The organism is Arcicella rosea, assembly GCF_014204325.1.
In the GTDB taxonomy this organism is placed as follows: Bacteria; Bacteroidota; Bacteroidia; order Cytophagales; family Spirosomataceae; genus Arcicella; species Arcicella rosea_A.
Genome location: NZ_JACHKT010000002.1, coordinates 52,876 through 77,759 on the forward strand (window position 1 = coordinate 52,876; position 24,884 = coordinate 77,759).

General features: G+C 34.9%; 28 protein-coding genes. 13 read left to right on the top strand and 15 right to left on the bottom strand.

Annotated elements, in window-relative coordinates:
• Positions 1–34: 34 nt before the first annotated feature.
• Positions 35–769: a DUF6515 family protein gene (locus HNP25_RS01645; RefSeq protein ID WP_184129271.1), complete on the bottom strand. Its 735-nt coding sequence runs from the start codon at positions 767–769 to the stop codon at positions 35–37.
• A gap of 154 nt (positions 770–923) precedes the next feature.
• Between HNP25_RS01645 and HNP25_RS01650 the strand changes: the two genes are divergently transcribed.
• Positions 924–1,820, top strand: coding sequence for a 3-keto-disaccharide hydrolase (locus tag HNP25_RS01650; protein WP_184129274.1), 897 nt, complete (start codon positions 924–926; stop codon positions 1,818–1,820).
• Positions 1,821–1,827: 7 nt separating this feature from the next.
• Here HNP25_RS01650 and HNP25_RS01655 read toward each other — a convergent pair whose 3' ends face one another.
• Positions 1,828–2,109, bottom strand: coding sequence for a DUF2934 domain-containing protein (locus tag HNP25_RS01655; protein WP_184129277.1), 282 nt, complete (start codon positions 2,107–2,109; stop codon positions 1,828–1,830).
• A 391-nt stretch (positions 2,110–2,500) separates the two neighbouring features.
• Here HNP25_RS01655 and rplK point away from each other — a divergent pair, with 391 nt between their 5' ends.
• From rplK to rplL, 4 genes are all read left to right on the top strand, one after another.
• Positions 2,501–2,938 carry a 50S ribosomal protein L11 gene (rplK, locus tag HNP25_RS01660; RefSeq protein ID WP_184129280.1) on the top strand — a complete coding sequence of 146 codons (438 nt, stop codon included), beginning with the start codon at positions 2,501–2,503 and terminating at the stop codon, positions 2,936–2,938.
• Between the two features lie 115 nt (positions 2,939–3,053).
• A complete protein-coding gene (gene rplA, locus HNP25_RS01665; protein ID WP_184129283.1) occupies positions 3,054–3,752 on the top strand; it encodes a 50S ribosomal protein L1 in 699 nt (232 codons plus the stop codon).
• A 2-nt stretch (positions 3,753–3,754) separates the two neighbouring features.
• Positions 3,755–4,288, top strand: coding sequence for a 50S ribosomal protein L10 (gene rplJ, locus HNP25_RS01670; RefSeq protein WP_184129286.1), 534 nt, complete (start codon positions 3,755–3,757; stop codon positions 4,286–4,288).
• A 136-nt stretch (positions 4,289–4,424) separates the two neighbouring features.
• Complete coding sequence (rplL, locus tag HNP25_RS01675; protein ID WP_184129288.1) at positions 4,425–4,808, top strand: 50S ribosomal protein L7/L12; 384 nt, start codon at positions 4,425–4,427, stop codon at positions 4,806–4,808.
• A 196-nt stretch (positions 4,809–5,004) separates the two neighbouring features.
• On the opposite strand, the gene HNP25_RS01680 is transcribed toward rplL, so the two are convergent.
• Positions 5,005–6,168 carry an AIR synthase related protein gene (locus HNP25_RS01680; protein ID WP_184129291.1) on the bottom strand — a complete coding sequence of 388 codons (1,164 nt, stop codon included), beginning with the start codon at positions 6,166–6,168 and terminating at the stop codon, positions 5,005–5,007.
• Positions 6,169–6,510: 342 nt separating this feature from the next.
• Between HNP25_RS01680 and HNP25_RS01685 the strand changes: the two genes are divergently transcribed.
• Complete coding sequence (locus tag HNP25_RS01685) at positions 6,511–7,029, top strand: HNH endonuclease (protein WP_184129294.1); 519 nt, start codon at positions 6,511–6,513, stop codon at positions 7,027–7,029.
• A gap of 73 nt (positions 7,030–7,102) precedes the next feature.
• On the opposite strand, the gene HNP25_RS01690 is transcribed toward HNP25_RS01685, so the two are convergent.
• The 5 genes from HNP25_RS01690 to rpmH all read right to left on the bottom strand — a co-directional run bounded on the left by HNP25_RS01690 (position 7,103) and on the right by rpmH (position 10,935).
• A complete protein-coding gene (locus HNP25_RS01690; RefSeq protein ID WP_184129296.1) occupies positions 7,103–7,621 on the bottom strand; it encodes a DUF2480 family protein in 519 nt (172 codons plus the stop codon).
• Between the two features lie 6 nt (positions 7,622–7,627).
• On the bottom strand, positions 7,628–8,311 hold the full coding sequence (gene tsaB / locus HNP25_RS01695) for a tRNA (adenosine(37)-N6)-threonylcarbamoyltransferase complex dimerization subunit type 1 TsaB (RefSeq protein ID WP_184129298.1): 684 nt from the start codon (positions 8,309–8,311) through the stop codon (positions 7,628–7,630).
• Positions 8,312–8,418: 107 nt separating this feature from the next.
• Positions 8,419–10,071, bottom strand: coding sequence for a S41 family peptidase (locus HNP25_RS01700; RefSeq protein WP_229202758.1), 1,653 nt, complete (start codon positions 10,069–10,071; stop codon positions 8,419–8,421).
• Between the two features lie 146 nt (positions 10,072–10,217).
• Positions 10,218–10,676: a ribonuclease P protein component gene (gene rnpA / locus HNP25_RS01705; protein ID WP_184129304.1), complete on the bottom strand. Its 459-nt coding sequence runs from the start codon at positions 10,674–10,676 to the stop codon at positions 10,218–10,220.
• Between the two features lie 103 nt (positions 10,677–10,779).
• Positions 10,780–10,935 carry a 50S ribosomal protein L34 gene (rpmH, locus tag HNP25_RS01710; protein ID WP_184129307.1) on the bottom strand — a complete coding sequence of 52 codons (156 nt, stop codon included), beginning with the start codon at positions 10,933–10,935 and terminating at the stop codon, positions 10,780–10,782.
• A gap of 204 nt (positions 10,936–11,139) precedes the next feature.
• Between rpmH and HNP25_RS01715 the strand changes: the two genes are divergently transcribed.
• The 5 genes from HNP25_RS01715 (at position 11,140) to HNP25_RS01735 (ending at position 16,420) form a co-directional block, all read left to right on the top strand.
• The gene (locus HNP25_RS01715) at positions 11,140–12,582 is read left to right on the top strand and encodes a M61 family metallopeptidase (RefSeq protein ID WP_184129310.1); all 1,443 of its coding nucleotides are present in this window, start codon (positions 11,140–11,142) and stop codon (positions 12,580–12,582) included.
• 62 nt (positions 12,583–12,644) lie between these two features.
• Complete coding sequence (locus HNP25_RS01720; protein ID WP_184129313.1) at positions 12,645–12,977, top strand: HigA family addiction module antitoxin; 333 nt, start codon at positions 12,645–12,647, stop codon at positions 12,975–12,977.
• Positions 12,978–13,170: 193 nt separating this feature from the next.
• Positions 13,171–13,692, top strand: a complete 522-nt coding sequence (locus HNP25_RS01725; RefSeq protein WP_184129316.1) for a tetratricopeptide repeat protein — start codon at positions 13,171–13,173, stop codon at positions 13,690–13,692.
• A gap of 616 nt (positions 13,693–14,308) precedes the next feature.
• Positions 14,309–15,490, top strand: a complete 1,182-nt coding sequence (locus tag HNP25_RS01730; RefSeq protein ID WP_184129319.1) for a M20 metallopeptidase family protein — start codon at positions 14,309–14,311, stop codon at positions 15,488–15,490.
• Positions 15,491–15,901: 411 nt separating this feature from the next.
• Positions 15,902–16,420: an NUDIX hydrolase gene (locus tag HNP25_RS01735; RefSeq protein WP_184129322.1), complete on the top strand. Its 519-nt coding sequence runs from the start codon at positions 15,902–15,904 to the stop codon at positions 16,418–16,420.
• Here HNP25_RS01735 and pnuC read toward each other — a convergent pair.
• From pnuC to HNP25_RS01765, 6 genes are all read right to left on the bottom strand, one after another.
• On the bottom strand, positions 16,410–16,988 hold the full coding sequence (gene pnuC, locus HNP25_RS01740) for a nicotinamide riboside transporter PnuC (RefSeq protein ID WP_184129325.1): 579 nt from the start codon (positions 16,986–16,988) through the stop codon (positions 16,410–16,412). The two genes, HNP25_RS01735 and pnuC, sit on opposite strands and share 11 nt — an antisense overlap.
• A gap of 82 nt (positions 16,989–17,070) precedes the next feature.
• A complete protein-coding gene (gene nth, locus HNP25_RS01745) occupies positions 17,071–17,748 on the bottom strand; it encodes an endonuclease III (RefSeq protein WP_184129328.1) in 678 nt (225 codons plus the stop codon).
• 141 nt (positions 17,749–17,889) lie between these two features.
• Positions 17,890–18,735 (bottom strand): twin-arginine translocase subunit TatC, encoded by an 846-nt coding sequence (tatC, locus tag HNP25_RS01750; RefSeq protein ID WP_184129331.1) that lies wholly within the window; start codon positions 18,733–18,735, stop codon positions 17,890–17,892.
• Positions 18,736–19,010: 275 nt separating this feature from the next.
• Positions 19,011–19,838, bottom strand: coding sequence for a mechanosensitive ion channel family protein (locus HNP25_RS01755; protein WP_221432365.1), 828 nt, complete (start codon positions 19,836–19,838; stop codon positions 19,011–19,013).
• Positions 19,839–19,874: 36 nt separating this feature from the next.
• Positions 19,875–20,069, bottom strand: coding sequence for a hypothetical protein (locus HNP25_RS01760; RefSeq protein ID WP_184129334.1), 195 nt, complete (start codon positions 20,067–20,069; stop codon positions 19,875–19,877).
• A complete protein-coding gene (locus tag HNP25_RS01765; RefSeq protein ID WP_184129337.1) occupies positions 20,059–20,661 on the bottom strand; it encodes an RNA polymerase sigma factor in 603 nt (200 codons plus the stop codon). The genes HNP25_RS01760 and HNP25_RS01765 overlap by 11 nt, the downstream gene beginning before the upstream one ends.
• A 262-nt stretch (positions 20,662–20,923) precedes the next feature.
• On the opposite strand from HNP25_RS01765, the gene HNP25_RS01770 reads away from it, so the two are divergent.
• Entirely contained in the window at positions 20,924–21,412 is a 489-nt protein-coding gene (locus HNP25_RS01770) for a DUF6438 domain-containing protein (RefSeq protein ID WP_184129340.1), read from the top strand.
• Positions 21,413–21,562: 150 nt separating this feature from the next.
• Positions 21,563–23,773 carry a polyphosphate kinase 1 gene (gene ppk1, locus HNP25_RS01775; protein WP_184129354.1) on the top strand — a complete coding sequence of 737 codons (2,211 nt, stop codon included), beginning with the start codon at positions 21,563–21,565 and terminating at the stop codon, positions 23,771–23,773.
• A gap of 92 nt (positions 23,774–23,865) precedes the next feature.
• Here the strand turns inward: ppk1 and HNP25_RS01780 are convergent, their stop codons facing one another.
• Positions 23,866–24,735, bottom strand: coding sequence for a helix-turn-helix transcriptional regulator (locus tag HNP25_RS01780; RefSeq protein WP_184129357.1), 870 nt, complete (start codon positions 24,733–24,735; stop codon positions 23,866–23,868).
• Between the last annotated feature and the right edge of the window lie 149 nt (positions 24,736–24,884).

Genomic DNA, 24,884 nt, shown 5'->3' on the forward strand with positions numbered 1-24,884 from the left:
ACAAATGCCGATACCTTTATCAAAACCTAAACACCTAACTAATGATTTTTATTACTTCGTACCAGATTTCTCCGTTTTGTAAAACTGCTCTGTATTGCACTCCATCAACGATATAATAAGTATCGCCATTGATTTGTAGTTTCTCATAACCATCAGGAATACTTTCAACCAAAGCACCAATTGGAGGAGGAACAACTACGTAATCGTTGTTTTGATATTCATAATACGCTCCGTTGTAATAATGATATGGACGATTATAAAGATTAAAGACTCTGTGTTCACGTGGTAAATATCTAACTCTAATACCAATCGGTGCAGGCGTAACCATGTATGTATTTTGGTATGGTCTGTAATAAACACCATTATTATAACGGAAATTTATCCCTCCGAACGAAACAGCAATAGAAGTACTCGGTGCAACATTTACGACTGTGTTACGTCTTGGTAAAGAAGCATAACGCCAGTTTGGAGTACTGTTTCTGTAAACAACAGTTGTTTGTTTAACAACAGGTCTTCTATTGATAATTACTTTATGATTATCATATCTGTCATTACCACGGTTATCGTCTCTTCCACGTCCATTATTTCCATTGTCGTGTTGTTCTTTTTTGCTTTTGTCGTCTCTTCTATCACCATGTGGATTTTGGGCGTTACTTATAAAAGAGCTACTAAGACCTATACTTGCCATCAAAATAAGTGTGGCTAATGTGATTTTACTTTTAGAACCAACTTCTATCGAAGTGTTAGGTTGAATGTGCATTGCTTTCATAATCATGTTTTTTAATTTTATGTCGTTTAGATTGGGTATAATTTTAAAAGTTTAGTCTCTATCATTATCGTTAACAATCATTAACATTTGAGTAAATTGAGCATTTATTGGCTTAAATATTCAAATCATTTAAAAACCTTCTAAAAAATAACAGATGAAAAAGTACTTTATTTTAATCTATTTATTAAACGGTTGTTTATTCTCAGTTTTTGCACAAAAAAAAGCGGAAAAGCAGGAATGGATAAAACTATTTAATGGTAAAAACTTGGATGGTTGGGACATCAAAATTGCTGGCGAGAACCTCAATGTGAATTATAAAAATACTTTTCGGGTGGAAGATGGAATGATGCGTATTGCTTATGACCAATACAAAACTTTTGACGATAAGTTTGGACATATTTATTACAAAACGCCCTATTCGTATTATATCATTCGTTTTGAATATCGTTTTCAAGGTGAACAATTGGCTGGCGGTGCTTCATGGAATGTGAGAAATAGTGGAGTAATGTTGCACTCTCAGTCGGCTAAAAGTTTATCGAAAGGACAAAGTTTTCCAGTTTCTTTAGAGTTACAATTATTGGGCGGTTTAGGAAAAGGTGAGCGTCATACTGGAAATTTATGTACGCCAGGTACGGAAGTATATATGAATGGGAAAATAGTTACAGACCATTGTACGGATTCACATTCAAAAACATATCATGGCGACCAATGGGTAAAAGCAGAAGCCATTGTTTATGGCGATTCATTAATTCACCATATTATTGAAGGTGATACAGTACTAACTTTTGAAAAAATGCACATTGGCGGAGGTTTCGTAAGCCAAGATTACGATTGGAAGCAAGCTAAGATTGATAATGGAGCAGAATGGATAAAAAAAGATGGACAACCTTTGAAAGAAGGCTACATCGCAATGCAAGCCGAAAGCCATGCCATTGATTTCCGTAATATAGAATTATTAAATTTAAAAGGATGTACCGACCCCAAAGCAAGCAATTACAAATCTTATTACAAAGAGTCTGACAATAAAAGCTGTACTTATCGCAAAAAATAGTGTCGATTTACTTGTTCCATTTTTCGATACATTCTTGTTCCGCTTTTAGCCAATGGTCGAGTGCTCTGCCACGAGGACGACGTTCTTCAAGATAAATTTCGTAAGCACGCAATTTTATTTGTTCAAAACGCTGAACATCTTGCCAGAAAAACTCGCAAGTATTTTGTTCAACATCAAAAGGGGGATTAGGGAAAAAATCCTGTCTCCCTTCAATGTCTGCTGTATGTCGATAGCAAAGATATTTCTTCGGACAGTTGTCACCTCTGCACATGGTTATATCGTATAGCATTATTCTAGCATTAAATAGAATTATTGTTTGTGCAAAAATATCAACATAATTTATTGAATTTCGTTGAATTATCTTCTTTAAATTAATTTCACGCTGACTTTTGACAAATTATTCTTACTGATATTGTCAATAAAAGCACTTCATTGAAAAAAACTCATCAAAATCTTTCATAACTATTTGTATATTAAGAAGAAAGCCGTAATTTTGCAGTCCGTTTCATAGACCAGTTAGGTAAAAAGTATGAATAAGTACTTTCAAATGACTGTGAATCAGATTGTTTAGTTACAAAATAATCTACATGAAATAGACCGAGGATTTTCAGGTAAGGAAGCTTCCACCCTTATTGGCAGAAAATTTTCAATAACTCAAACGATTTTAAATTTTTACCATAATGGCAAAAGAAATAGCAGGCTACGTAAAGTTGCAATGCAAAGGTGGTGCCGCTAACCCATCACCCCCAATTGGTCCAGCCTTGGGTTCTAAGGGTTTGAATATCATGGAGTTCTGTAAGCAGTTCAATGCTAGAACACAAGATAAACCAGGTGTTATTCTTCCAGTTTTGATTACTTACTACAAAGACAAATCTTTTGAATTCGTAGTTAAGACTCCTCCTGCACCAATTTTGTTGTTGGAAGCAGCGAAAGTGAAATTGGGTTCTGCTCAACCAAACTTGAAAAAAGTTGGTTCAGTATCTTGGGATCAAGTTCGTACTATCGCAGAAACAAAAATGCCTGATTTAAACTGTTTCACCATCGAATCAGCAATGAGCATGGTAGCAGGTACAGCTCGCTCAATGGGCTTGAACGTAACAGGAGAAAAACCTTTTTGAGTTATGAGTTATGAGTTATGAGTTGTGAGTTGAAATGAGGACATATACACAAATAATCCAGTTTTAATCAATAACTAATAACTAATCACTAATAACCAATAACGAAATTAAAAAAATGGCTAAGTTAACAAAAAAGCAAAAAGAAGCTCAATCAAAATATGACGCAACGCAATCGTATTCACTTACGAAAGCTGCTGAAATTTTGAAAGAGATTTCATATACGAAGTTCGACTCTTCAGTAGATATCGACGTTCGTTTGGGGGTTGACCCTCGTAAAGCTGACCAAATGGTTCGTGGCGTAGTTGCTTTGCCTCATGGAACAGGAAAAGAAGTACGAGTTCTTGTACTTTGTACTCCTGATAAAGAGGAAGAAGCAAAAGCGGCAGGTGCTGATTTTGTTGGTTTGGATGAATATATCCAAAAAATTGAAAAAGGTTGGACTGACATTGATGTAATCATCACAATGCCAACCGTAATGGCTAAGTTAGGTCGTTTAGGTCGTGTTTTAGGACCTCGTGGCTTAATGCCAAATCCAAAATCAGGTACTGTTACCTTGAACGTTGGACAAGCTGTTACAGAAGTGAAAGCTGGTAAAATCGACTTTAAAGTTGACAAAACTGGTATCATCCACACTTCTATCGGTAAGGTTTCATTCACTCCTGAGAAATTAGCTGAAAATGCTCAGGAACTTATCAACACTTTGTTGAAATTGAAGCCATCTTCAGCCAAAGGAACTTATGTGAAGTCAGTTAATTTGTCTTCTACAATGTCTCCGGGTGTTAAAATTGACCAAGGAACAGTTAAAGGTTTGTAATCATGACAAAGGAAGAAAAAGGTATAATTATCCAAGAGTTGAGCGAAAAGTTCGCTGCTACTCCTTACTTCTATATTACAGATACCGGTGGTTTAACTGTTGCAGAAGTAAACGCATTTAGAAGAATGTGTTTCCAACGTGGTTTTGAGTACCGTGTCGTTAAAAACACGCTTATCGCAAAAGCATTGGAAACAACTGGAGTAGACTATACTTCATTTAACGATACAGTTTTCAAAGGTTTATCAGGAATCATTTTCTCACCAGAAAATCCTAAAACTCCTGCGAAATTGATTAAAGACTTCAAAAAAGAAGCAGGTAAAGATAAAATTAAATTCAAAGGTGCTTCTATTGAAGGAGGTTTATACATCGGAGAAGATCAATTAGCTGCTCTTGAAAATGTTAAGTCTAAACAAGAGATGATTGGCGAAATCGTTGGATTGTTACAATCTCCTGCGAAAAATGTTGTTTCTGCTCTTCAAAGCAGTGGTGGCAAATTAGCTGGTATCATCAAAACTCTTTCAGAGAGAGAAGGTTAATTTTCAAACTTGATTCTGATTGTAATAATCACTTTCAAATTTTTAAGTTAGTTTATTTTCAAATTGAAATAGGCTTCCAAGTACAAAAACATATAGTAAATTAATAAAATCGTAAACAATAAAAAATCTTAATACAATGGCAGATTTAAAAGCATTCGCTGAGCAATTAGTGAACTTAACTGTAAAAGAAGTTAATGAATTAGCAGCAATTTTGAAAGATGAGTATGGTATCGAGCCTGCTGCTGCTGCTGCAGTAGTTGTAGCTGGTAACGCTGGTGGTGGTGACGCTGCTGAAGCTCCTGCTGAACAAACATCATTTGATGTTATCTTGAAATCTGCTGGTGCAAGTAAATTAGCAGTAGTTAAATTGGTGAAAGACTTAACAGGTCTTGGCTTGAAAGAAGCTAAAGATTTAGTTGACGGAGCTCCAAAAGCTGTTAAAGAAGGCGTATCTAAAGACGAAGCTGAAGGTTTGAAAAAATCTTTAGAAGAAGCTGGTGCTGAAGTTGAAGTTAAGTAATTAACTGACATTTTTAGAATAGAAAAAGGGTTGCAACTTAGTTGTAACCCTTTTTTCGTTTGTACCCATTACGCTAAAACCATTAAAAAAGTGAGAGAAAAATCCCTCACCTTAATAAGCTATTTATTTTTATTGAATTTGTCTAATATCTGCATTAAATACAGTTAACTGATTTCAGATAACTGTTAACCATCTCCTAATAAACAAACTCTCCAAATTCAGATTGAATCGTTACTTGTTTACCTTCAAAGCCTTCTACTCTACCAATGATTTGTGCCTCTATTCCGAATGATTTTGAAATATCAATCAAAGTTTGAGCATATTGTGGGTTGATATATACTTCTAGTCTATGCCCCATATTGAAGACCTTATACATTTCTTTAAAATCTGTATTACTTTCTTCCTGAATCATTTTAAACAATGGAGGCAAAGCAAAAAGATTATCTTTGATAATGTGTACGTTATTTACAAAATGTAAGACCTTCGTTTGTGCGCCGCCTGAACAATGTACCATTCCATGAATTACGGGTCTTAATTCGTTTAATATCGCTTTTACAACGGGTGCATAAGTACGAGTTGGAGAAAGTATTAATTGCCCTACGTTCAATGGAGTTCCTGCCACTTCATCAGTCAGGCGTTTTGAGCCACTGTAAACCAAATCTTTTGGTACAGCAGGGTCAAAGCTTTCAGCGTATAAATCTGCCAAATAATGCCCAAGAACATCATGACGGGCAGAAGTAAGTCCATTTGAACCCATTCCACCATTATAAGCCTTTTCGTAATTCGCTTGTCCATCAGAAGCTAAACCAACAATCACATCGCCCGCTTGAATAGTATGATTAGAAATTACGTCTGAACGTTTCATTCTAGCAATTACGGTAGAATCTACGATAATTGTCCTCACTAAATCACCCACATCTGCTGTTTCGCCTCCAGTACTCCAAATACCAATGCCATTATCTCTAAGCATTTCTAATACTTCTTCAGTACCATTGATAATTTCAGCAATTACCTCGCCTGGAATAAGGTTTTTGTTACGTCCAATCGTGCTTGATAGCAGCATATTATCAGTTGCTCCTACACAAATTAAATCGTCAGTATTCATCACTACCGCATCTTGAGCGATACCACGCCAAACAGAAACATCGCCAGTTTCTTTCCAATAAAGATAAGCTAATGACGATTTTGTACCCGCACCATCGGCGTGCATAATATTGCAATAGGTGTCATCGCCACCCAACATATCTGGTGAAATTTTACAAAATGCTTGTGGAAAAAGCCCTTTATCAAGTTTTTCGATGGCTTTATGTACGTCTTCTTTAGAGGCAGAAACACCTCTTTGCATGTAACGATCGGTCATTATGCGGTTTACTGTTTTCGTTTGGTTAATCAATGTTACAAAGTTACGCTTATCTAAACAAAAAACTTCATTTAAAGCTTTACTAAAGAATGCTTGTCTGCAAATTTCTTGAAAAGAGATAAAACCTTCTGAATTCAGGGCTTTTTTTAATGTTTTTATAAACTTCTGATTAACAAAAGATTAAGTACAACAAAAAAGTATAACAAGACGTTATTTTTTCAAGATTTATCAGTAATTTACTAAATCATTAAATACATCTGTTAAAAACACATAAAGCAGTAAAAATTTACAAAAGCAATCACGAGTTCTAGTATATTCTTTCAACATTAAAATTTAAGGATTATGGGTCGGAAAGTTTTAGTTTTAAATCAAGATTATAGTGCTTTAACCGTTTGTTCGATTCCTAAGGCTTTTTTACTAGTGTTTCTAAAAAAAGCTGATTTAATATCTGAGTCTGCTACTGAGCAACTAAGAAGTGTCTCGCAATCTTTTCCAATGCCTTCGGTAATTCGCTTACATCGTTATGTGTATTTACCTTATAAAGGTGTGATGTTATCAAGACAAAATATTTTTAGACGTGATGGTGGACAATGCCAGTACTGCGGAACACCCGAAGATTTAACCTTAGACCATGTTTTGCCAAAGTCAAGAGGTGGAAGAACTTCGTGGGATAATCTCACAACGGCTTGTAAAAGATGTAATTCACGAAAAGGAGACCTTACTCCAGAAGAAGCAGGAATGCCTTTAAAGACAAAACCTTATAAACCTTCTTTTGTGATGTTTTTAAGAGATTTTGGTGGAAGTATAGAAGATAGCTGGTTACCTTTCTTGGGGAAGAAAAAAGAGAAGGTGATGGTATAATAAGTAAATTAAAACGAGGTCGCCCATTCCTGAGCGACCTCGTTTTAATTTATTATTGATTCGTAGAAATTCTCTACCTAACCATTGCCTTTTTATAAAGTGGCACAGTACTACAAGGTTCACCAAACATTAACGATTGTACATAAGGCTTGAATAATCTAGTGATTTCTACATAAGCACTGGTTGGTACAGGTACTTTTGAGCAGCCTTTGATAACAACTTTCGCTCCACGGTAATCTTCTAGATTAATTTTGGCAAGGGCTTCGTAAAACAGTTTATCTTCCAAGGCTTTTAAATCTCCGAAAACGATACAATTTGCAAAGTCTTGCATTTTCAAAGTCAATAACATATATGCCCAAGTAGGAATTACGGCATCTTCAGAACAAATCACAGCCACATTTTTACCTTCATATTGCGACCAGTCATGATTTTTTAGAAATTCTCTAAAGTCTTTTTCCTTCAAAATCATGCCCATAAAAAGATTGTCTTTCAAATCATAAACTACTCTTTCGCCTTGATGATAAAGTTCTTCAAGGTCGAATGAGATTAATCCACTGCTGGCTACTTTATTGATGATAATATCTTCTTCCATATTCGATTAAATTTTCTTTGGCTGAGTTCCTACAAAATCCTTTAAATAGAAAGGTTCAAAGCTCACTACGTTTTCAAACAACGATTCTTCAAAAGATTTAGTTGCCAAAACACCAATGGTTTTAGCAGAAGGATGAACAGTGTTTTCTAAAAAAATAGCGTTTTTATGCGAAATGGCTTCACGACATTTTTCTGCTCCGTCGCCGAAGAAAACAATGGGCTGTGTATTCAGTAAGTCAAGAAAGGAATATTCGTCGATAATTTTAGCTTCGGTTTCTAAAATATTGTGATGTTTTTTATCCCAAATACTACAATATACTTCCATTCTTCGAGCATCAATCATCGGACAAAACAAGTAATTCTCAGGAAAGAAATCACTTATTTGCATTATCATCGCTTCTAAAGTATTTACGGAAATCAGCGGTTTATCCAAAGCAAAACAAAAGCCTTTTGCCGTAGAAACACCAATTCGTAAGCCTGTATATGAGCCTGGTCCTTTGGCTACGGCGATGGCATCTAACTGGTTTAAGCTAAAACCAGCATGAGTAACAATATTTTCGCAAAGCGTTGTAAGCATTCCTGAATGAGATTTTTCAGTGTAAAGCTCACTACAAGCCAAAATTTTGCCGTCTTGATGAAGGGCAACCGAACATACTTTGGTGGAAGTATCTATACTAAGGATTAATGCCATTGAGATTTTAAGAATTAATTTCCCACAAAATTACATCCAAGCTATGGCAAATAAAAATGGCGATAGATTTCTCTAACGCCATCTTGTTTTTATACTTGTGTAATTTGCTAATTCCCTTTCAAAATTGATTGATAGCGAGGCATATCTCCAAATAATTTTAATGCTTCTTGAATTTCTGGGTCTTTGGCAAACGATTGTTCACGAGTACCTTTTTGTAAGTAATAATGCACCACAATTTCTTGCTCTAAAGCTGTTTTGATTTCATCCTTAAACTTCATAATATCAGCTTCTTTACTGTGTGAAAGTTTATTTCTTAAAGCTTTCAATTGTTCAGAAATATTTTCAAAATAACGTTCTCTTTTCGCTGAAGCTTCTAAAAGATTAAGGTCTTTTTCGGCTTGCGTAGTATAATCAAAATCTTGTGTAACCGCCCATTTTACAAAGTCGTTATACTCTGCATTGGTCAATTCAAAATCTTTTGCAGGTTTGATGGTAGGATGTTCAAAATGATATTTGATAGCATAATCAAACAAAATAAACTTGTTTGACAATGCCAAAGTAACCGCCGCTGGATATGGTTTGTCAACTTCAATATCTGGTAAAACGCCACCGCCATCATATACTACTCTTCCACTTTTTTTGGTTTTGAATGGTCTGCGGAGCGAATCTGGTAATTTACCAACACTTCCATCTGGATTACGGTGACTATAATCAATTGCCTGAATGCAACGTCCGCTTGGAATATAATACTTCGCTGTAGTTACTTTTAATTTAGTATTGTAGGTTAAATCACGAGTAATTTGAACCAAACCTTTTCCATAACTACGTTGTCCGATTAACACGCCACGGTCATAATCTTGAATGACTCCTGCTACAATTTCAGCGGCTGAAGCACTTCTTGAATTTGTTAAAACCGTTACTGGAATTTCTGTATCCATTGCCGCATTTAAGCCAACATAAGTTTTATTCCAATCTTGTACTTTACCTTTGGTTGAAACAATTTCGGATTCTTTTGGAAGAAAAATGTTACAAATATCAACTGCCATGTTCAACAATCCTCCCGGATTTTCACGTAAATCCAATACTAATTTTTTCATGCCTTTTCCTTTCAATTCGGTAAATGCCGTACGAACTTCTTTGGAAGCAGTACTTGTAAAATCTTTTAAATCAATATAACCTACTTCGTTATTAATCATGCCGTAATATGGCACGTTTTTCATTTTTACGACATCACGAGTAATCGAAAATTCTTCTAATTTATCCGTTCCATAACGTTTTACGGTTAGTTTTACGGCTGTTCCAGTTTGTCCTTTGATTAGTTTTCCAGCATCACCAATTTTTCGGGCTGCTAAATCAATGCCATCTACTTTTACAATTTCATCGCCAATGCGTAAACCTGATTTTTCTGCGGGTGTACCTTCATCAATGAGCATAATCAATATTTTGCCGTTTCTATTACTTGTAACAATGCCAATGCCATTGTACTTGCCCGTCGTCATCGTCATATAATCTTCGATTTCATCTTCTGCATAATACACAGTATATGGGTCGAATGATTTCAACATGGCATCAATAGACGTTTTGATGGTTCTATTGGGATTGATTTCATCTACGTAATAACGGTTCAATTCCTTGAAGAGCGTTGCATAAATGTCTAAATTTTTGGCGATTTCGAAGAAGCGTTCGCCCGGGTCAGTAAATGAAGCCAACGAAAAGCCCACCACAGTAACAGCTGTGATTATTAATGACTTAGCAGACATTTTTATATTCATTTGTCAGAAAATGTTAAAAGGGGAAATCGTAAAGTATTCATCCTTTACTTGATTGTACAAAGAACCAAACGAAGAAGTTTGTAGAAGTATTTCATAGCTTTGGTTAATTTCTTAGCTGATTGAAATACCGTTGGCTACACCATTTTTTTGAAAATCGCTTTCATCGATTTTTCAATTTTGGCATAATCTTCTATCGTCTTTGCAATATACACAAAAGCAATATAAGCTGGAATTTGTGAAGAAGGTTTTTCCATCAAAAGATGTTTGTTCAAACGATAAGCCTCACGAGTACGGCGTTTGATGAGATTTCTGTCAACAGCATGTTTGAAGTAACGTTTTGAAACAGAAATTAAAATAGCAGTATTAATTTTTGGTGTATTTTCTGTAGAAGTTTCAGGAATAATGTCAATCTCTGCATCAATGAATTCTGTACTCTCCGTTACAGCGACTAAACTTGCATTATCGAGAATATAAGAAACACGAAAGGGGTAGAGAAAAACCGAGTTGATTTTTTCACTACCCTTTCTATCGAAGAGCTTATCTATAACTTTCTTAGAACTTAGACGTTCCGACTTTTTGAAAGTAAATTTCATGCTTTAATTTGTTAATTTGAAGATTTGCTCGCTTGAAAATGTCATTAAAACAAAGTTCAAACGCTACTCATTTTCAAATTTTCAAATTGTTCACATTCTAAGACTATTTACCTCTTTTCTCGTCTGAAACTGTCAATTTGTGTCTTCCTCTTGCACGACGAGCAGCCAAAGTACGGCGACCGTTTGGAGTTGACATTCTTTCACGGAATCCGTGTTTGTTCTTTCTTTTCTTTACAGAAGGTTGAAATGTTCTTTTCATGGCATTATATCTTTATAATTCTTATATTTCTAAAACAGGACTGCAAAGGTACAGAAGTTTTTTGAAGTTGCAAATTCTTTCTAAAAACTTTCTGACACTAAGGTAATGATAATGAGTATCTTTGATGGAAATTATTAGAAAATTAGTCCTAAATACTTATTCAACACGCTAATTTTATATCACTTTGAAAAGCTTAATAAGAATATGAATTATAAAATTGATGTTAAAGAACCACAAAGCCATCTCTTAGATATAGAAATGCTTATTGAAAATATTCAGTCGGAAACGATTGAAATTCAGTTGCCTGCATGGCGACCAGGACGATATGAATTACAAAACTTTGCTAAAAATGTTCAGCGTTTTGAAATATTTGACTTAGCAGGTAATTTACTTGAATTTAGGAAAATTGCTAAAGATAGATGGAAAGTAAACACTTCTGATATTCAGTCAGTTAAAATAGTTTTTACTTATTTTGCAAATGTACAAAATGCAGGAAGTTCCTTTGTGGATGATACGGTAATGTACATCAATTTTGTAAACTGTTTGCCATACGTTGAAGGCAGAATGGATGAAGCCTGTGAAGTAAGTATTTCGTTACCAGACGACTACAAAATTGTGTGCGGTTTGCCTAATAAAGTCAACGAGCCGCATACTTTGTTGGCATCAGACTATTATCATTTGGTGGACTCACCGATGCTGGCAAGTCCGTATTTACAACATAAAACATATCGTGTTGCCGATACAGAATTTTTTATTTGGTTTTTGGGAAATTATATTCCAAACTGGGAAAAAACTTTGGCAGACTTCCAACAATTCACCCAAAAACAGATTGAAGTAATGGGCGATTTTCCTGAAAAGGACTATCATTTCATCAATTGGATGTTGCCTACTTCTTTTTATCATGGCGTAGAACATCGCAATTCTACCATGATAGTTTTAGGACCAGCTTCCGAAGGCGAAGGACTTTATACAGATTTATTGGGCATCAGTTCACATGAATTATATCATGCTTGGAATATCTGTAAAATTCGTCCGATAGAAATGTCACCTTATGATTTTACCAAAGAAAATTACTTCCCAACGGGTTTTGTGGCCGAAGGCGTAACTACTTATTTTGGCGATTTATTCTTGGTGCAATCAGGAGTATTTAATTTAGAAGCCTATTTAAAGGAATTAGAAACGGTCATCAAACGCCATTTTGAACAAGATGGAAAAGCCTTTCAATCGCTTGTAGAATCTTCTTTTGATTTATGGTTAGATGGTTACAGTCAACCCATTCCGCATCGCAGAGTATCAATTTATCAAAAAGGAGCAGTAGTTGCTTTGATTTTAGATTTAATGATTCGCTTGAAATTCGGTAATCGTCGTTCATTGGGCAATGTGATGCAATTGATGTGGGAGCGTTTTGGAAAAACAGGCGAAGGCTATTCGATAGAAGATTATCAAAAAGTTTGTGAAGAAGTATATGCAGGTTCATTAAAAACCTATTTTAAAGACTGCATTTACGGCAATATACCTTTAGAAAGTTTAGTAAACGAATTACTACAAGCTTTTAGCATCAGTATAGAATGGAACGAAAACGGCAAAATACATTTGGAATTATTAGATTCAGAGAATGAAAACCTAAAGTTGTGGTTAAATTTGTAAACTAATTTTGTATCACCTGTTTTTATAAATTAAAAGGTTATATTTTGTTATGATAATTGAATTTGATAACGATTATCATTAATAAAATAAAAAGAAGATTAGACACAAACTACCTTACTCCTGTGGCAATGCCCCCAAGCGATTTGTTGCGTAATGAAATCAAAGAAAGAGGACTAAAACAAACTGACTTAGCAGAAAAATTAGGAATTAGTCAGCCTTTTTTGAATTGTTTATTAAAAGAAAAGAAGAAAGTAAGTATTGAGTTAGCCATCAGATTAGAAGAAGTATTAGATATTGAAGCCGAGCAATGGGTGAAACTCCAAAGACTTTTTGATAAAATAGAAACAAGAAATAAAACAGAGCAAAGTCTTCAAAACTTAAATATTTCATCTTAAAAAAGAGAAAGTATTTTAGTGGCGATGATGGCGTAAAAAGAGTAATACTCTTGTCTTTAACAATCTTAAATCTATTTCTTTTGTACAGCAGAATTTAAAAAGTAATGCGAGTATTTCATTTTAAGAACACAGACAACTGAAAGAGTATGAAAGTAAAGCCCCAAATATTTAATCAAAACATAAAAATAGATTTATGAAAAGAATATTATTACCAATACTATTTTCAATATCAAGTTTTTGTTATGGACAAACAACCGACAATACTTATTTGTTGAGAGCAATAAAGAAGGACAATGCAGGAGATTACAAAGGTGCTATACAAGACTATAACAAATTAATCGAAATTAACCCAGAAGATGACTATTATTATGGTAAAAGAGGGATGGCAAAGGCTAGTTTAGGAGATCATGTAGGAGCGATACAAGACTTTAGTAGAGCAATCAAAATTTATTATCCAAAAACTCATTATGCTCCAAATCCTCTTTATTACCAGCAAAGAGCGCTAAGTAAAGCTAAACTAGGAGATCATAGAGGTGCAATACAAGACTTCAACAATGCAATTGAAATTGTACCAGAATATCCTTGGCATTACTATTACAGAGGGATTTCTAAGGTGATGTTAGGTGATAAAAATGGAGGCTGTTTAGACTTTAGTAAAGCTGGGGAGTTAGGGAATAGGCAAGCTTATGAAGCGATAAAAAAATATTGTAATTGAAAAGTAGAATAGATTTTAATAGAACATTTCATTGTCAGTGTCTTCACAGATAATAACGAGTGTCCAATATTAAATTAACTTATATAAATATACCTCTATTGCTTTTACGATTAGGAAAAATGATAAAATTGGTTTCGTCTTTGTGGGTAAAAATCACCAACAGTTGTGTAAAGTTAGGGTTAAATTTATAGTGGAAAAACTGTTTACTTTGATAGAAGATGATTTTGAAGGTAAATTAATTACCTTCAAAATCATTGACCAAACTCATCGATGAATACTTGGTTTAACATATTTAATTCTTCAATAAATAAAGGAATTAATATACAAACTATTGACAAGATAAAAATTAAGAAGAAACAAAAGGAAGCCTCAGAAAGGTTTTCTACTTGAAATTTTAGTTCTTTAGATGATAGTTGAAATTTTATTTTACTATGCTTCATTACTTGGTTTGTTTAAATTGATTTTCTATATGTTGTACTTTATACTTTGTTATTATTCTTTCTCAAATTTCATAAAGGAAAATAATAGGATGAAATTTAGCGTAGATTATTATAGCTATTCTACTGTCAACTATCAATGTAAAATTGTTGTATAAGCCACAAATGGCTTGAAAAATATGAAAGATAAAATAAAACAATTAGCCAATGATTTGGCTGGAGAATTCGTTGCGAATCGCAGACATTTGCACCAAAACCCTGAGTTGTCTTATGAAGAATTTAAAACTCAGCAATACGTTGCCGCACGTTTGAAGGAAATTGGTATTACGCCAACAGAAATTGCCAATACTGGTTTAGTGGCAACGATTGAAGGCAATAACCCTTCTTCAAAAATCGTGGCTTTGCGTGCTGACATGGATGCTTTGCCGATTGTTGAAGCAAACGATGTACCTTATAAATCATTAAATCAAGGGGTAATGCACGCTTGCGGACATGATGTGCATACAGCTTCTTTATTGGGCGTGTCTAAAATTTTATACAATCTCCGCAATGAGTTCGATGGAACGGTGAAATTAGTTTTTCAACCTGCGGAAGAAAAAGCACCTGGCGGAGCTTCGGTCATGATTGCCGAAGGAGCTTTGCTAAACCCTGCACCCAGTAAAATGCTTGGTCAGCACGTTGCACCGAATATTCCTGTGGGTAAAATCGGCTTCCGTGAAGGGATGTACATGGCAAGTGCGGATGAATTGTACTTTACCGTAAAAGGCAAAGGTGGACACGGTGCTATGCCTGAATTGGGCATCGACCCAGTGTTGATTACTTCGCATATTATCGTGGCTTTACAGCAAATTATTAGCCGAAACAGAAATCCACGTTATCCGTCTGTTTTGACTTTCGGAAAAGTAATTGCCAATGGTGCTACCAACGTGATTCCAAACGAAGTATATGTAGAAGGTACTTTCCGTGCGATGGACGAAGTTTGGCGTGCAGATGCTTTGGCTCGTATCAAAAAAATGGCAGAAGGCATTGCGGAATCAATGGGTGGAACTTGTGAAGTATTTATTCAAAAAGGGTATCCATTCTTGAAAAATGAACCAGAACTCACTCGCAGAATGAAAGGTGCAGCAGTGGAGTACATGGGCGAAGAAAACGTAATTGACTTAGATATTTGGTTGGCTGCCGAAGATTTTGCCTATTATACTCATCATGTTGATTCATGTTTCTATCGTTTGGGTACTCGTAACGAAGAAAAAGGCATTATTTCAGGGGTTCATACGCCTACTTTTGATATTGATGAAAGTGCTTTGGAAATCGGAGCAGGCTTGATGTCTTGGTTGGCAGTGAGTGAATTGGCTTTATAATCATTCAATAATTTAACAAAACCCCTTAAACTTTACAGTTGAGGGGTTTTGTTTTTGTAGCATACTTTTGTGATTCGCATGACACAAATTCTGTCATCGAAGAGATGTTTAGTGATTCGCATAACACAAATTCTGTCATCGAAGAGATATTTAGTGATTCACTTGACACAATTTCTGTCATCGAAGAGATGTTTAGTGATTCACTTGACACAATTTATGTCATCGAAGAGATATTTAGTGATTCGCTTGACACAAATTCTGTCATCGAAGAGATATTTTATGATTCGCTTGACACAAATTATGTCATCGAAGAGATATTTTGTGATTCGCTTGACATAAATTAAGTCATCGAAGAGATAAAAAGTTTTTAATTATCACGGAATGGTAGGGAGTGTCAGGATTGATATAAAAATGGCAAAAATGAATTTCTGTCCACAATGTGGAAAAAGCTTGATTACCAAGTTTAAAGATGATAGAGAAAGGATACTCTGTGCCGATGAAGACGATTGTGGTTTTGTGCATTGGAATAACCCAACGCCTGTAGTAGCTGCCATTGTTGAACACGAAGGCGATATTATTCTTGCTAGAAATACCGCATGGCCCGAAGGCTGGTTTGCTTTAATCACAGGCTTTCTGGAAGCAGGCGAAACGCCCGAAGAAGGTATTTTACGAGAAGTAAAAGAAGAATTAAACCTTGATGGCGAAATCGTAGAATTGATAGGTTTGTACGAATTTCACAGAATGAACCAATTGTTGATTACGTATCATGTTCGGGCAAAAGGAACGATACAATTAAGTCCAGAATTGTTGGAATATCAACGTAAAAAAGACTATGAAATCAATCCGTGGCCATCAGGCACTGGCAAAGCCGTACAAGACTGGCAAGCAAAAAGAGGGATTTTTAATGAAGTAATTGAGTTTAGGAAATAGCTTGGCTTTTCTTCCAGTCCTGATAACCTTTAATTGCCAAAGCCAATAAAAGTAAATATAAAACACTTGTTCCGTAAAGCCCTTTATATAAGTACATACCTGTATAAAAAAAGTCAGCACCAATCCATAGGAGCCAGTTTTCAAGGTATTTTCTTGCCATCATCCATTGAGCAATTAAACTAATTGCTGTCAGTGCTGAATCCACATAAGGCAAACTAGCATCCGAGTATTTACTGTGCATATAGCCAGAAGCCAAGGTGAAAGCCAAGAAAATTACAGAACAAGCGAGCCAAAATTTAGTGGGCATTGTCGTTACTGGTAATTCTGTTCGTGCTTTGCCACCGAAAAGCCATTGATACCAGCCATAAATACTCAAAACAATAAATACTCCTTGCAATTCCATATCCGAATACAATTTGAATTGCCAGTAAATCACGCCATAAATCCCAGAAGAAACAATTGCCCAAAACCAGCCCCAAATATTTTGGCGAGTATTCAGCCAAACACAAATTAATGTTGTGAGTATCCCTAAGCCTTCTAACCAGTTTTGTTGGATGTATTCTTGCATGATTATTTAATTTGAAAATATGGGAATTTGAAGATTTGAAAATGTTTTTTTGATAAAAATAAAAAAGCTCATAACTCAAGGCTCAAAGCTTTTCCTTACTCTTTTCTTTCATCACCTTCTTTTCAAGTGCTTCGTAGTATTTACAAAGATGCTTCAAAGCACATTCTCCACATTTTGGGCTTCTTGCTACACAAATGTATCGTCCATGAAGAATTAACCAGTGATGTGCCACGGGTACAGATTCTTTAGGAATAAATTTCACTAATTCCTTCTCAACAGCCAAAGGCGTTGTGGCAGTTTTGGGAACTAATCCTATTCTGTGAGAGACTCTAAAAACGTGAGTATCCACTGCCATGGCTGGTTGATTATAAATCACCGAAACAATTACATTTGCCGTTTTACGACCAACACCAGGCAAGGTTTGTAGTTCTTCAATAGTACTTGGTACTTCTGAATTATATACTGAAACCAAACGTTGTGCCATGCCAATCAGATGTTTGGCTTTATTGTTCGGATAAGAAATCGAACGGATGTAATGAAACACTTCATCAAATTCAGCTTTTGATAAAGATTCAGCATCTGGAAAGCGTTCAAATAAAGCTGGTGTTACCATGTTCACTCGCTTGTCGGTGCATTGTGCTGATAAGGATACCGCTACCAATAATTCGTAAGGCGTGCGATAATGCAATTCCGTTTCTGCAATCGGGAAGTTTTCGGTGAAATAAGCGATTAGCTTTTGATAACGTTCTTTCTTGAGCATGGTATGGGTATAATTTAAAAGAAGCCTTCGATTTAGGCAAAGGCTTCTTTTAAGAAAATTAAATTTTATGTTGAAGAATATTTAAGTTTAAAGCTGTCAAAACCTTATCAACTCATAATCTCATAGACTTATAAACTTCACTTACAACATTTCTGCTTCACGTTGGCGGTTTACTCTTGCCGAAACGAGGATACTTACTTCATATAAACCCAATAATGGAATAGTGACCAATAATTGAGAAATCATATCGGGCGAAGGTGTAATAACAGCAGCGACAATCAAAATCACAACTACTGCATGGCGACGATATTCTCGCATGAATGAAGGTGTCAGTACTCCAACTCTAGAAAGGACATAAGTAATCATTGGTAATTGGAAAGTTAGTCCACAAGCCAAAGTCATCATCGAAAGCAATGAAATATAATCACTAATATCGAATTGGTTTTGGATGGATTCGTCTAATTTAAAGCTTGCCAAAAAGTTGATTGCCATTGGCGAAACCACAAAATAACCAAATGAAACGCCCATGAAGAAAAGTAAAGAAACCCAGAAAACTGCTCCACGAGCAGCTTTTGCTTCTGTGATTTTTAAACCTGGTTTCACAAAACGCCAAATTTCCCAGAAGAAATAAGGGAAAGAAAACAACAAACCCACAAGGATTGATTGCGTAAGTGCCATCATAAATTGACCCGATACTTCTCTACTTTGTAAAATAAAATTGGCTTGTTTGAAACATAATCCTTCTACACCTGTAGCATCGGCTAATTTACAAAGCATTCTGTTGGTCCAAAATTCAGATTTTGAAGGTCCCATAATTACTTTCCCAAAGATTTCTTTTTGGAAAATCCATGCGGCAATTGTAAATATTAAAATAGAGGCTACCGAACGTAAGATATGCCAGCGGAGTTCTTCGAGGTGGTCAAGGAAGGTCATTTCTTCACCTTCTGTTTCGTCTAATTCTTTGTCAGATTCTTGGTCTAAAGCCATTTGTTGAATATTAATTTGCTATTTTAGGGTCAGGGTTTCTTTTGAAAACTCCTTTTAATTTAAGCTAAACAAACATCTAGTTGTTCACAAAGAAACAAGTCCATAATTGTTCAGATGCAAAAGTACATCAAAAACACAAAAAAACTTGATTACCTGTATGATTGTATGTTTAATTGTGGGGATTATCTAAAGTTGTTAACGTATTTTGGGCATAAAAAATCTCCAATAATTCAAGAATGAAGCATTGGAGATTTTTCAGGATTGAAAGATTTCAATCAAATATTATTTACAGTAATGATTTCTACTTTCTGATTTTGTAAAATACTCAAAGGGAAAACTGTATTACTCTCACCCGTTTTTAAGGTGATAGAAGTTGTATCAATCGTAATGATTTCGCCTTTTATACCATCCAACACCACAATTTGTCCTTCTTTGAATTTGTTTTTACTGTAGAAGTTTGAAAGAATATTGGCTAAAACATCTTTCGATGCCATGCCATAACCTACTGCAAAAGCCAAAATAATTCCACCAATAATCAGGTTAAAGCTAGATTCTAGCAAGCTGGTTTCAATGCCCGCTTGTTTCAAAGCAGCAATCAGTGCGATAATTAAAAAGAAAAAGAAAACAATGTTACCCAATAATTTCCCCGAATCAATTTTCAAGGATTTACAAATATTAGTGACCGAATTTTTGAGTGCATCGGCAATCATCACTCCTGCTAAAAGCATCAATGCAGAAGCAATTAATTTAGGGATTAAATTGACCAGAGAAGTAACCATGTTGGTCAATACTTCCATTCCCAATGTCTCAGTAGCAGCCGTTGTGAAAACTAGTAAAATGAAGTAATAAAGTGTTTTTGAAACCAATTTACTTAGCTTAATTGAACCAAAACGCTGAATAATTTCAATAGTATTCAGCTTATCGCCAAGTTTATCAAATCCTGTTTTTTCAAGCCCTTTTTGTAAAATATTCGTTACTATTTTGGCGATAATAATGCCAAGAATCAGCAAAATGATAGCACCAAGTACTCTGGGTGTGAATAAAAACAACTGTTCTAAAAGTTTTTGAAAAGTTTGAAAAAGTATTTCTTGAATATTAGGCATAATCGTAATTGTTTTTGTAAATGAATGAAAAGGAAATCAAACGGTGGGATTTTTTTCTTCGATGTGTATATCTTCTATTGATTTAGTAAAAGTGTTGATAAAATTACCTACAAATAATTCTACCAAAACAGCAGTATTTCTGATGGTTTCGATTTCTGCTATCAAGGCAGACTTTACGTGGGCAGGTATTTTTTTTTCGGTGTCGATATTTTTAAATGAATTATTGTTCATGATTAAAAAAAACATGGATGGCTTTTGTGATAATCACTCCCCAGAAAAATAAACTTTCTAAATATGCCTTTTTGAGTTTGTCTTTCGCTCTGAGCAAACGCATTTTTACTGCACTTTCAGAAATATCTAAATTGCCAGAAATCTCTTTGATACTCATTTCATCTTGATACTTCATCATCAAAATGGTTTTGTCTTCAGGCACAATTTGCTGTAAAGCTTTGCGAAGTCTGTTTGCTTCCATTTCTGCTAATTCCGTTTCATCATCTTCTTCGACTACATCAAAATGTTCTTCAATCGGATTTTCAGCAAATCGTTTAGCAATTCTTGTTTGGTCAATGCAGTAATTATAAGTAATAGCGTACAGCCAAGTAGAAAACTTGGCGGTTTCTTTGTATGAAGCAATATTCAGCACAAGCTTCATGAAAATATCATGCGTATAATCTTCAGCTTTAGCTTCTTCTTTGACGAACGATAAGCATTTGCGATATATTTTATCAGCATAGCGGTCGTAAAGTTGTTCAAAATATAGATTATTTTGATTATTGATGTACAGGGAAACTAATTGTTCGTCACTTAAATTTTTAAGATTCATTGATAGGTAATGCTAAATGCTCAACATGAATTCTTAACCGTTTTTTGATTTTCTGTCAATTCGGTTAAACAATTATATCTTCAGGGGGAATTTTGGTGGGCAGTGACGCTGTGTGTTTTTGAATACGAAAATAACAAAAATATTTTATATCCAATTATATATTAAATGGCGAAAAGCCTTAAATTAGCTAAATCGCAAGGTTTTATATAATATTTTTAATAGAAGGAGCGTTCAAATTTATACATCATAATTTATAGAAACGATGAAAAACCTTAGCCTTTTTTGCCTAACTATCTTGCTTTTAGGAGCTTGTAAGAATACCAAAAATGTTACGAATCTTAATTCGGAGCAAATTGCAAATAATGCGGGAAAGGTGGTCAAAACTATTTTTACTTTAGAGAAAACAGCCTGTTATGGTACTTGTCCCGTATATCAATTGAATATCTTTGAAAACGATAGCTTGACTTTTGCAGGTGAAAGGTTTGTAGGGAAAATAGGTTTACATTCCAAAAAGCTAGCGAAAGGTACAGTAGCACAACTCAGCAAAACATTCAGAGAAGCTAATTTCTTTGCTTTCAAAAGTAGTTATGAAGCCAATATTAGCGATTTGCCAACAACAATTATCGCTTTCAACGACGAGTCGAAAAAATTAAAGATTACCGACTATCACGGTAGTCCTGAAACACTGAAAAAACTAGAACAATTACTCGCTAATTTGGTAGCTGACGAAGTACAAGTTAAAAAGGAGTGAGTTTAAAATTTAATAATTTTATAATAGAGGATATATTCTGATTAGATTTAACTTTGTTGAGACATGAGTGGAATGATTCCTAAATACAAAAAACGCAGTAGAGTAAAGGATTCTCTTGTGGGGAATCTTTTTTCCTTTCTTAATAATTTTATGAATACAAAGCAAACGCCAGATGAGAAACGTCGTCTTGAAAAAGTCATTAACAAATCGTATGACGTCATTGAAAAGTCTGACTATATCAGCCGTGATTTAAGTTGGTTAAAATTTGATGAAAGAGTACTTGACCAAGCTAGAGACGTTCGTAGAAATATTTTCGATAGATTAAAATTCTTAGCCATCACAGCATCAAACCTTGATGAGTTTTTTACCATTCGTGTAGGTTCTTTATATAATTACATCGACTACGGTAAAGAACGTACAGATTACTCAGGATTGAGAGAATTACCTTTCAAAAAAACCTTGATGGCTGCAACACAGTCTTTTGTGACAGAAACACAAAGATTGTATAAAGAGGATTTAACGCCTGAATTTCTTGAAAATGGCTTTAGAGTAATCGGCTTGAACGACCTCAATCATGAGGAAATGGAACAAGTACTTGATTATTTCAATCGTACCATTTACCCAATGCTTACGCCTATGGTTTTCGACCATACGCATACTTTTCCGAGTTTATTGGGCAAAACCTTGATTTTTGGGGTTGTCACCAAAAGCGAAGGCGAACGTACCGAAAGTAACATCAACGAAAGTAGAAAAATTAGTTTTGTACAAATTCCGCAAAACTTAAAACGCTTTTATGTAGTAGAACGTGAAGACGAAATCATGTTTTTACCCATCGAAGAAATCATCCGTCATGAAATCTGGAAACTCTATAAAAATGTAGAAATTGAATCGGTTGCTTTATTCAGAATTACCAGAAATGGCGATTTTGATTTAGTAGAACACGAAGATTCTGAAACAGATTTTATCGACGAAATCAAGAAGAAAATCAAAGACCGTCGTTTGGGAAGAGTAACCCGAATTGAAATGGAAAGTGGTTGTTCGGAATGGATGTTGCAGATGATGTTGAAGCGTTGGAAGCTTGAAAAAAACGATATTTTCTTTAGTAATAGTTTGATTGATTTTACCGCATTTTGGCAAATCATCAAACATGCAGAATTAAAATCAAAGCAAGTAGCACAAAGAGCTTCAGTGCCAGCTTTGGGTCAATTAACACAAAAACCAGAAAATATTTTTGAAACAATGAGGCAAGGAGATATACTCCTCCATCATCCTTTTAACAATTTTGAACCAGTACTTCAATTGCTAGAACAAGCTGCGGAAGACCCACAAGTATTGGCGATTAAAATTACACTTTATAGAATTTCAAAACATTCACGCATTGCAGAGGCACTTTTACACGCCGCTGAAAATGGAAAACACGTTTCTGTTTTATTTGAAGTGAAGGCTCGTTTCGATGAAGAAAATAATATTCGGGAAGCACTTCGTTTACAAAAAGCAGGCTGTTTTGTGATTTATGGAATTCCTGGGTTGAAAACTCATACAAAACTCCTGCAAGTAATTAGAAATGAAGGTGATGCCGTGAAAAGTTATGCCCATTTATCTTCTGGAAATTACAATGAAGACACCGCAAAACTTTATACTGATATAGGTTTACTTACAACGGATGAAGTATTGACAAGAGATATTTCTGAGTTTTTCAACGTAATTACTGGACATTCGCAACCGCATTCTTACCAAAGATTAATTACTGCTCCACGTGATATGCGTAAGAGTTTAGTAAAAATGATTCAGCACGAAGCAGATAATGCAAAAGCTGGTTTACCAAGTGGAATTTGTCTTAAAATTAATTCACTACAGGATAAAATCACGATAGATGAATTATACAAAGCTTCACAGGCAGGTGTAAAAGTTCAATTGATAGTGCGTGGAATTTGTTGTTTGCGTCCACAAAGAAAAGGATTATCTGAAAATATTACAGTGCGTTCTATCGTCGGAGATTTCTTAGAGCATACTCGTATTTATTACTTCCATAACAATGGCGAGCCTAAAGTTTATGGCGGTTCAGCCGACGTAATGGTAAGAAGCTTTGATCGTAGAATCGAATCCCTTTTTGAAATTTATGGTACACAAGTAAAACAACAAGCCATTCATATTTTAGATTGGAATTTGAAAGACAATGTAAATGCTTATACCATGCAAGAAGATGGTTCTTTCAAAAAATGTGCTTCGCCAACCGAATGTGGAGAGGAAACATTTGATATTCATAAAAAATTCTTTGAAGTAAATGCCACAGAAGTAATGGAAGCTAAACTATTTCAGGAAGAAGAAATTATTGAGGAAACATTGAGTACTGAAGTTTAAATAGGTCAATTGCTCAGAAGTTGAGTATTTGCAATGAGTAAAAGATGAGTCATTCTAATTTTATATTTGGAATGACTCATCTTTTGTTTTACCTATCTCTTCAAAGCCGAAGGCGTATGACCGTATTTTTCTTTAAAGGCTTTTATGAAGTGTGAGACACTTTCATAACCAATTTCCATACTGATTTCTGAAACGTTTTTCTCGGTTTTTTCTATTTGTAAACAAGCGTACTCCAATCGTTTATTTTTAATCCAAAGGGCTGGCGTTGTATTGAATTCTTGTTGAAAATCTCTTTTAAAAGCCGACAAGCTTCTGCCTGAAAGTCTTGAGAGTTCTTCTAATGAAAGTGGTTTTAAATAGTAAGAATTCATCAAAAAAGCTAAATCAGGTTTCTCGCCTTTGTACAAACTAAAAAGTATTGATTTAAACTGTTTTGAATGGTCAATTTCCAGAATGTGCAAGAGTAATTCTTGTAGTTTTAATCGTAAGAAATGGTTCAAATATTGGGTTTCATAATGAAAGTACGGGAAGATAGATTCTGTGAATTTATCTAAACTTTCGGTGATTTCTAGCACCAACAGTGGGCTGGCGTTATCCCACATTCCTTGTAATGCTTGGTTGCTTTGATACTCTTCAAAAAGCTCTAAATGTTGGTTAACAAACTCCTTTAGCAGTTTTTCGTTAAAGAAAAAAACTAAACTTCGATAGCTTGAATCAATGGTTTCTTGCATCAAATAATAGCCCCTTGGAATAAATACTACATTTCCTTTTCGCACATGAATCGTCTGGCTGGGAAGCGTAAAACGCTTTTCTCCTTCCAACACAAAAATCATGGCGTGTTCTTCAAAAAACACTTCATTCTTGAGTGGCGGGTCTTGGTTGCGGTAGGCAACGAAAGTCATATCCTGAATTTTCAGGGATTGAAATTCACCAGCGTGTATAAGGGAAGGGACTCTAATCATGGCAAAAATTTATACATTTCTTTCCGCATATCCATATTATTTCTAAAGAAATTTCATTCATGAAACGATATTTATAAGGTTGTTATCCTGAAGATTTAACTTTTGTTAAGACTTTTTAACTTTTCACATGCAACATTTTGTACAACCTT

Bases quoted from the DNA above. Each gene is read 5' to 3' on its own strand.
- HNP25_RS01700 (WP_229202758.1), bottom strand. From the start codon at position 10,071: ATGTCTGCTAAGTCATTAATAATCACAGCTGTTACTGTGGTGGGCTTT.
- HNP25_RS01760 (WP_184129334.1), bottom strand. From the start codon at position 20,069: ATGAACAATAATTCATTTAAAAATATCGACACCGAAAAAAAAATACCT.
- HNP25_RS01690 (WP_184129296.1), bottom strand. From the start codon at position 7,621: ATGGAAGAAGATATTATCATCAATAAAGTAGCCAGCAGTGGATTAATC.
- HNP25_RS01725 (WP_184129316.1), top strand. From the start codon at position 13,171: ATGAAAAGAATATTATTACCAATACTATTTTCAATATCAAGTTTTTGT.
- HNP25_RS01645 (WP_184129271.1), bottom strand. From the start codon at position 769: ATGAAAGCAATGCACATTCAACCTAACACTTCGATAGAAGTTGGTTCT.
- HNP25_RS01780 (WP_184129357.1), bottom strand. From the start codon at position 24,735: ATGATTAGAGTCCCTTCCCTTATACACGCTGGTGAATTTCAATCCCTG.
- HNP25_RS01680 (WP_184129291.1), bottom strand. From the start codon at position 6,168: ATGACCGATCGTTACATGCAAAGAGGTGTTTCTGCCTCTAAAGAAGAC.
- pnuC (WP_184129325.1), bottom strand. From the start codon at position 16,988: ATGCAAGAATACATCCAACAAAACTGGTTAGAAGGCTTAGGGATACTC.
- HNP25_RS01715 (WP_184129310.1), top strand. From the start codon at position 11,140: ATGAATTATAAAATTGATGTTAAAGAACCACAAAGCCATCTCTTAGAT.
- HNP25_RS01730 (WP_184129319.1), top strand. From the start codon at position 14,309: ATGAAAGATAAAATAAAACAATTAGCCAATGATTTGGCTGGAGAATTC.
- HNP25_RS01685 (WP_184129294.1), top strand. From the start codon at position 6,511: ATGGGTCGGAAAGTTTTAGTTTTAAATCAAGATTATAGTGCTTTAACC.
- HNP25_RS01735 (WP_184129322.1), top strand. From the start codon at position 15,902: ATGGCAAAAATGAATTTCTGTCCACAATGTGGAAAAAGCTTGATTACC.
- HNP25_RS01755 (WP_221432365.1), bottom strand. From the start codon at position 19,838: ATGCCTAATATTCAAGAAATACTTTTTCAAACTTTTCAAAAACTTTTA.
- HNP25_RS01765 (WP_184129337.1), bottom strand. From the start codon at position 20,661: ATGAATCTTAAAAATTTAAGTGACGAACAATTAGTTTCCCTGTACATC.
- ppk1 (WP_184129354.1), top strand. From the start codon at position 21,563: ATGAATACAAAGCAAACGCCAGATGAGAAACGTCGTCTTGAAAAAGTC.
- rplA (WP_184129283.1), top strand. From the start codon at position 3,054: ATGGCTAAGTTAACAAAAAAGCAAAAAGAAGCTCAATCAAAATATGAC.
- HNP25_RS01650 (WP_184129274.1), top strand. From the start codon at position 924: ATGAAAAAGTACTTTATTTTAATCTATTTATTAAACGGTTGTTTATTC.
- rplK (WP_184129280.1), top strand. From the start codon at position 2,501: ATGGCAAAAGAAATAGCAGGCTACGTAAAGTTGCAATGCAAAGGTGGT.
- nth (WP_184129328.1), bottom strand. From the start codon at position 17,748: ATGCTCAAGAAAGAACGTTATCAAAAGCTAATCGCTTATTTCACCGAA.
- tsaB (WP_184129298.1), bottom strand. From the start codon at position 8,311: ATGGCATTAATCCTTAGTATAGATACTTCCACCAAAGTATGTTCGGTT.
- rplL (WP_184129288.1), top strand. From the start codon at position 4,425: ATGGCAGATTTAAAAGCATTCGCTGAGCAATTAGTGAACTTAACTGTA.
- rplJ (WP_184129286.1), top strand. From the start codon at position 3,755: ATGACAAAGGAAGAAAAAGGTATAATTATCCAAGAGTTGAGCGAAAAG.
- HNP25_RS01770 (WP_184129340.1), top strand. From the start codon at position 20,924: ATGAAAAACCTTAGCCTTTTTTGCCTAACTATCTTGCTTTTAGGAGCT.
- HNP25_RS01655 (WP_184129277.1), bottom strand. From the start codon at position 2,109: ATGCTATACGATATAACCATGTGCAGAGGTGACAACTGTCCGAAGAAA.
- rpmH (WP_184129307.1), bottom strand. From the start codon at position 10,935: ATGAAAAGAACATTTCAACCTTCTGTAAAGAAAAGAAAGAACAAACAC.
- rnpA (WP_184129304.1), bottom strand. From the start codon at position 10,676: ATGAAATTTACTTTCAAAAAGTCGGAACGTCTAAGTTCTAAGAAAGTT.
- tatC (WP_184129331.1), bottom strand. From the start codon at position 18,735: ATGGCTTTAGACCAAGAATCTGACAAAGAATTAGACGAAACAGAAGGT.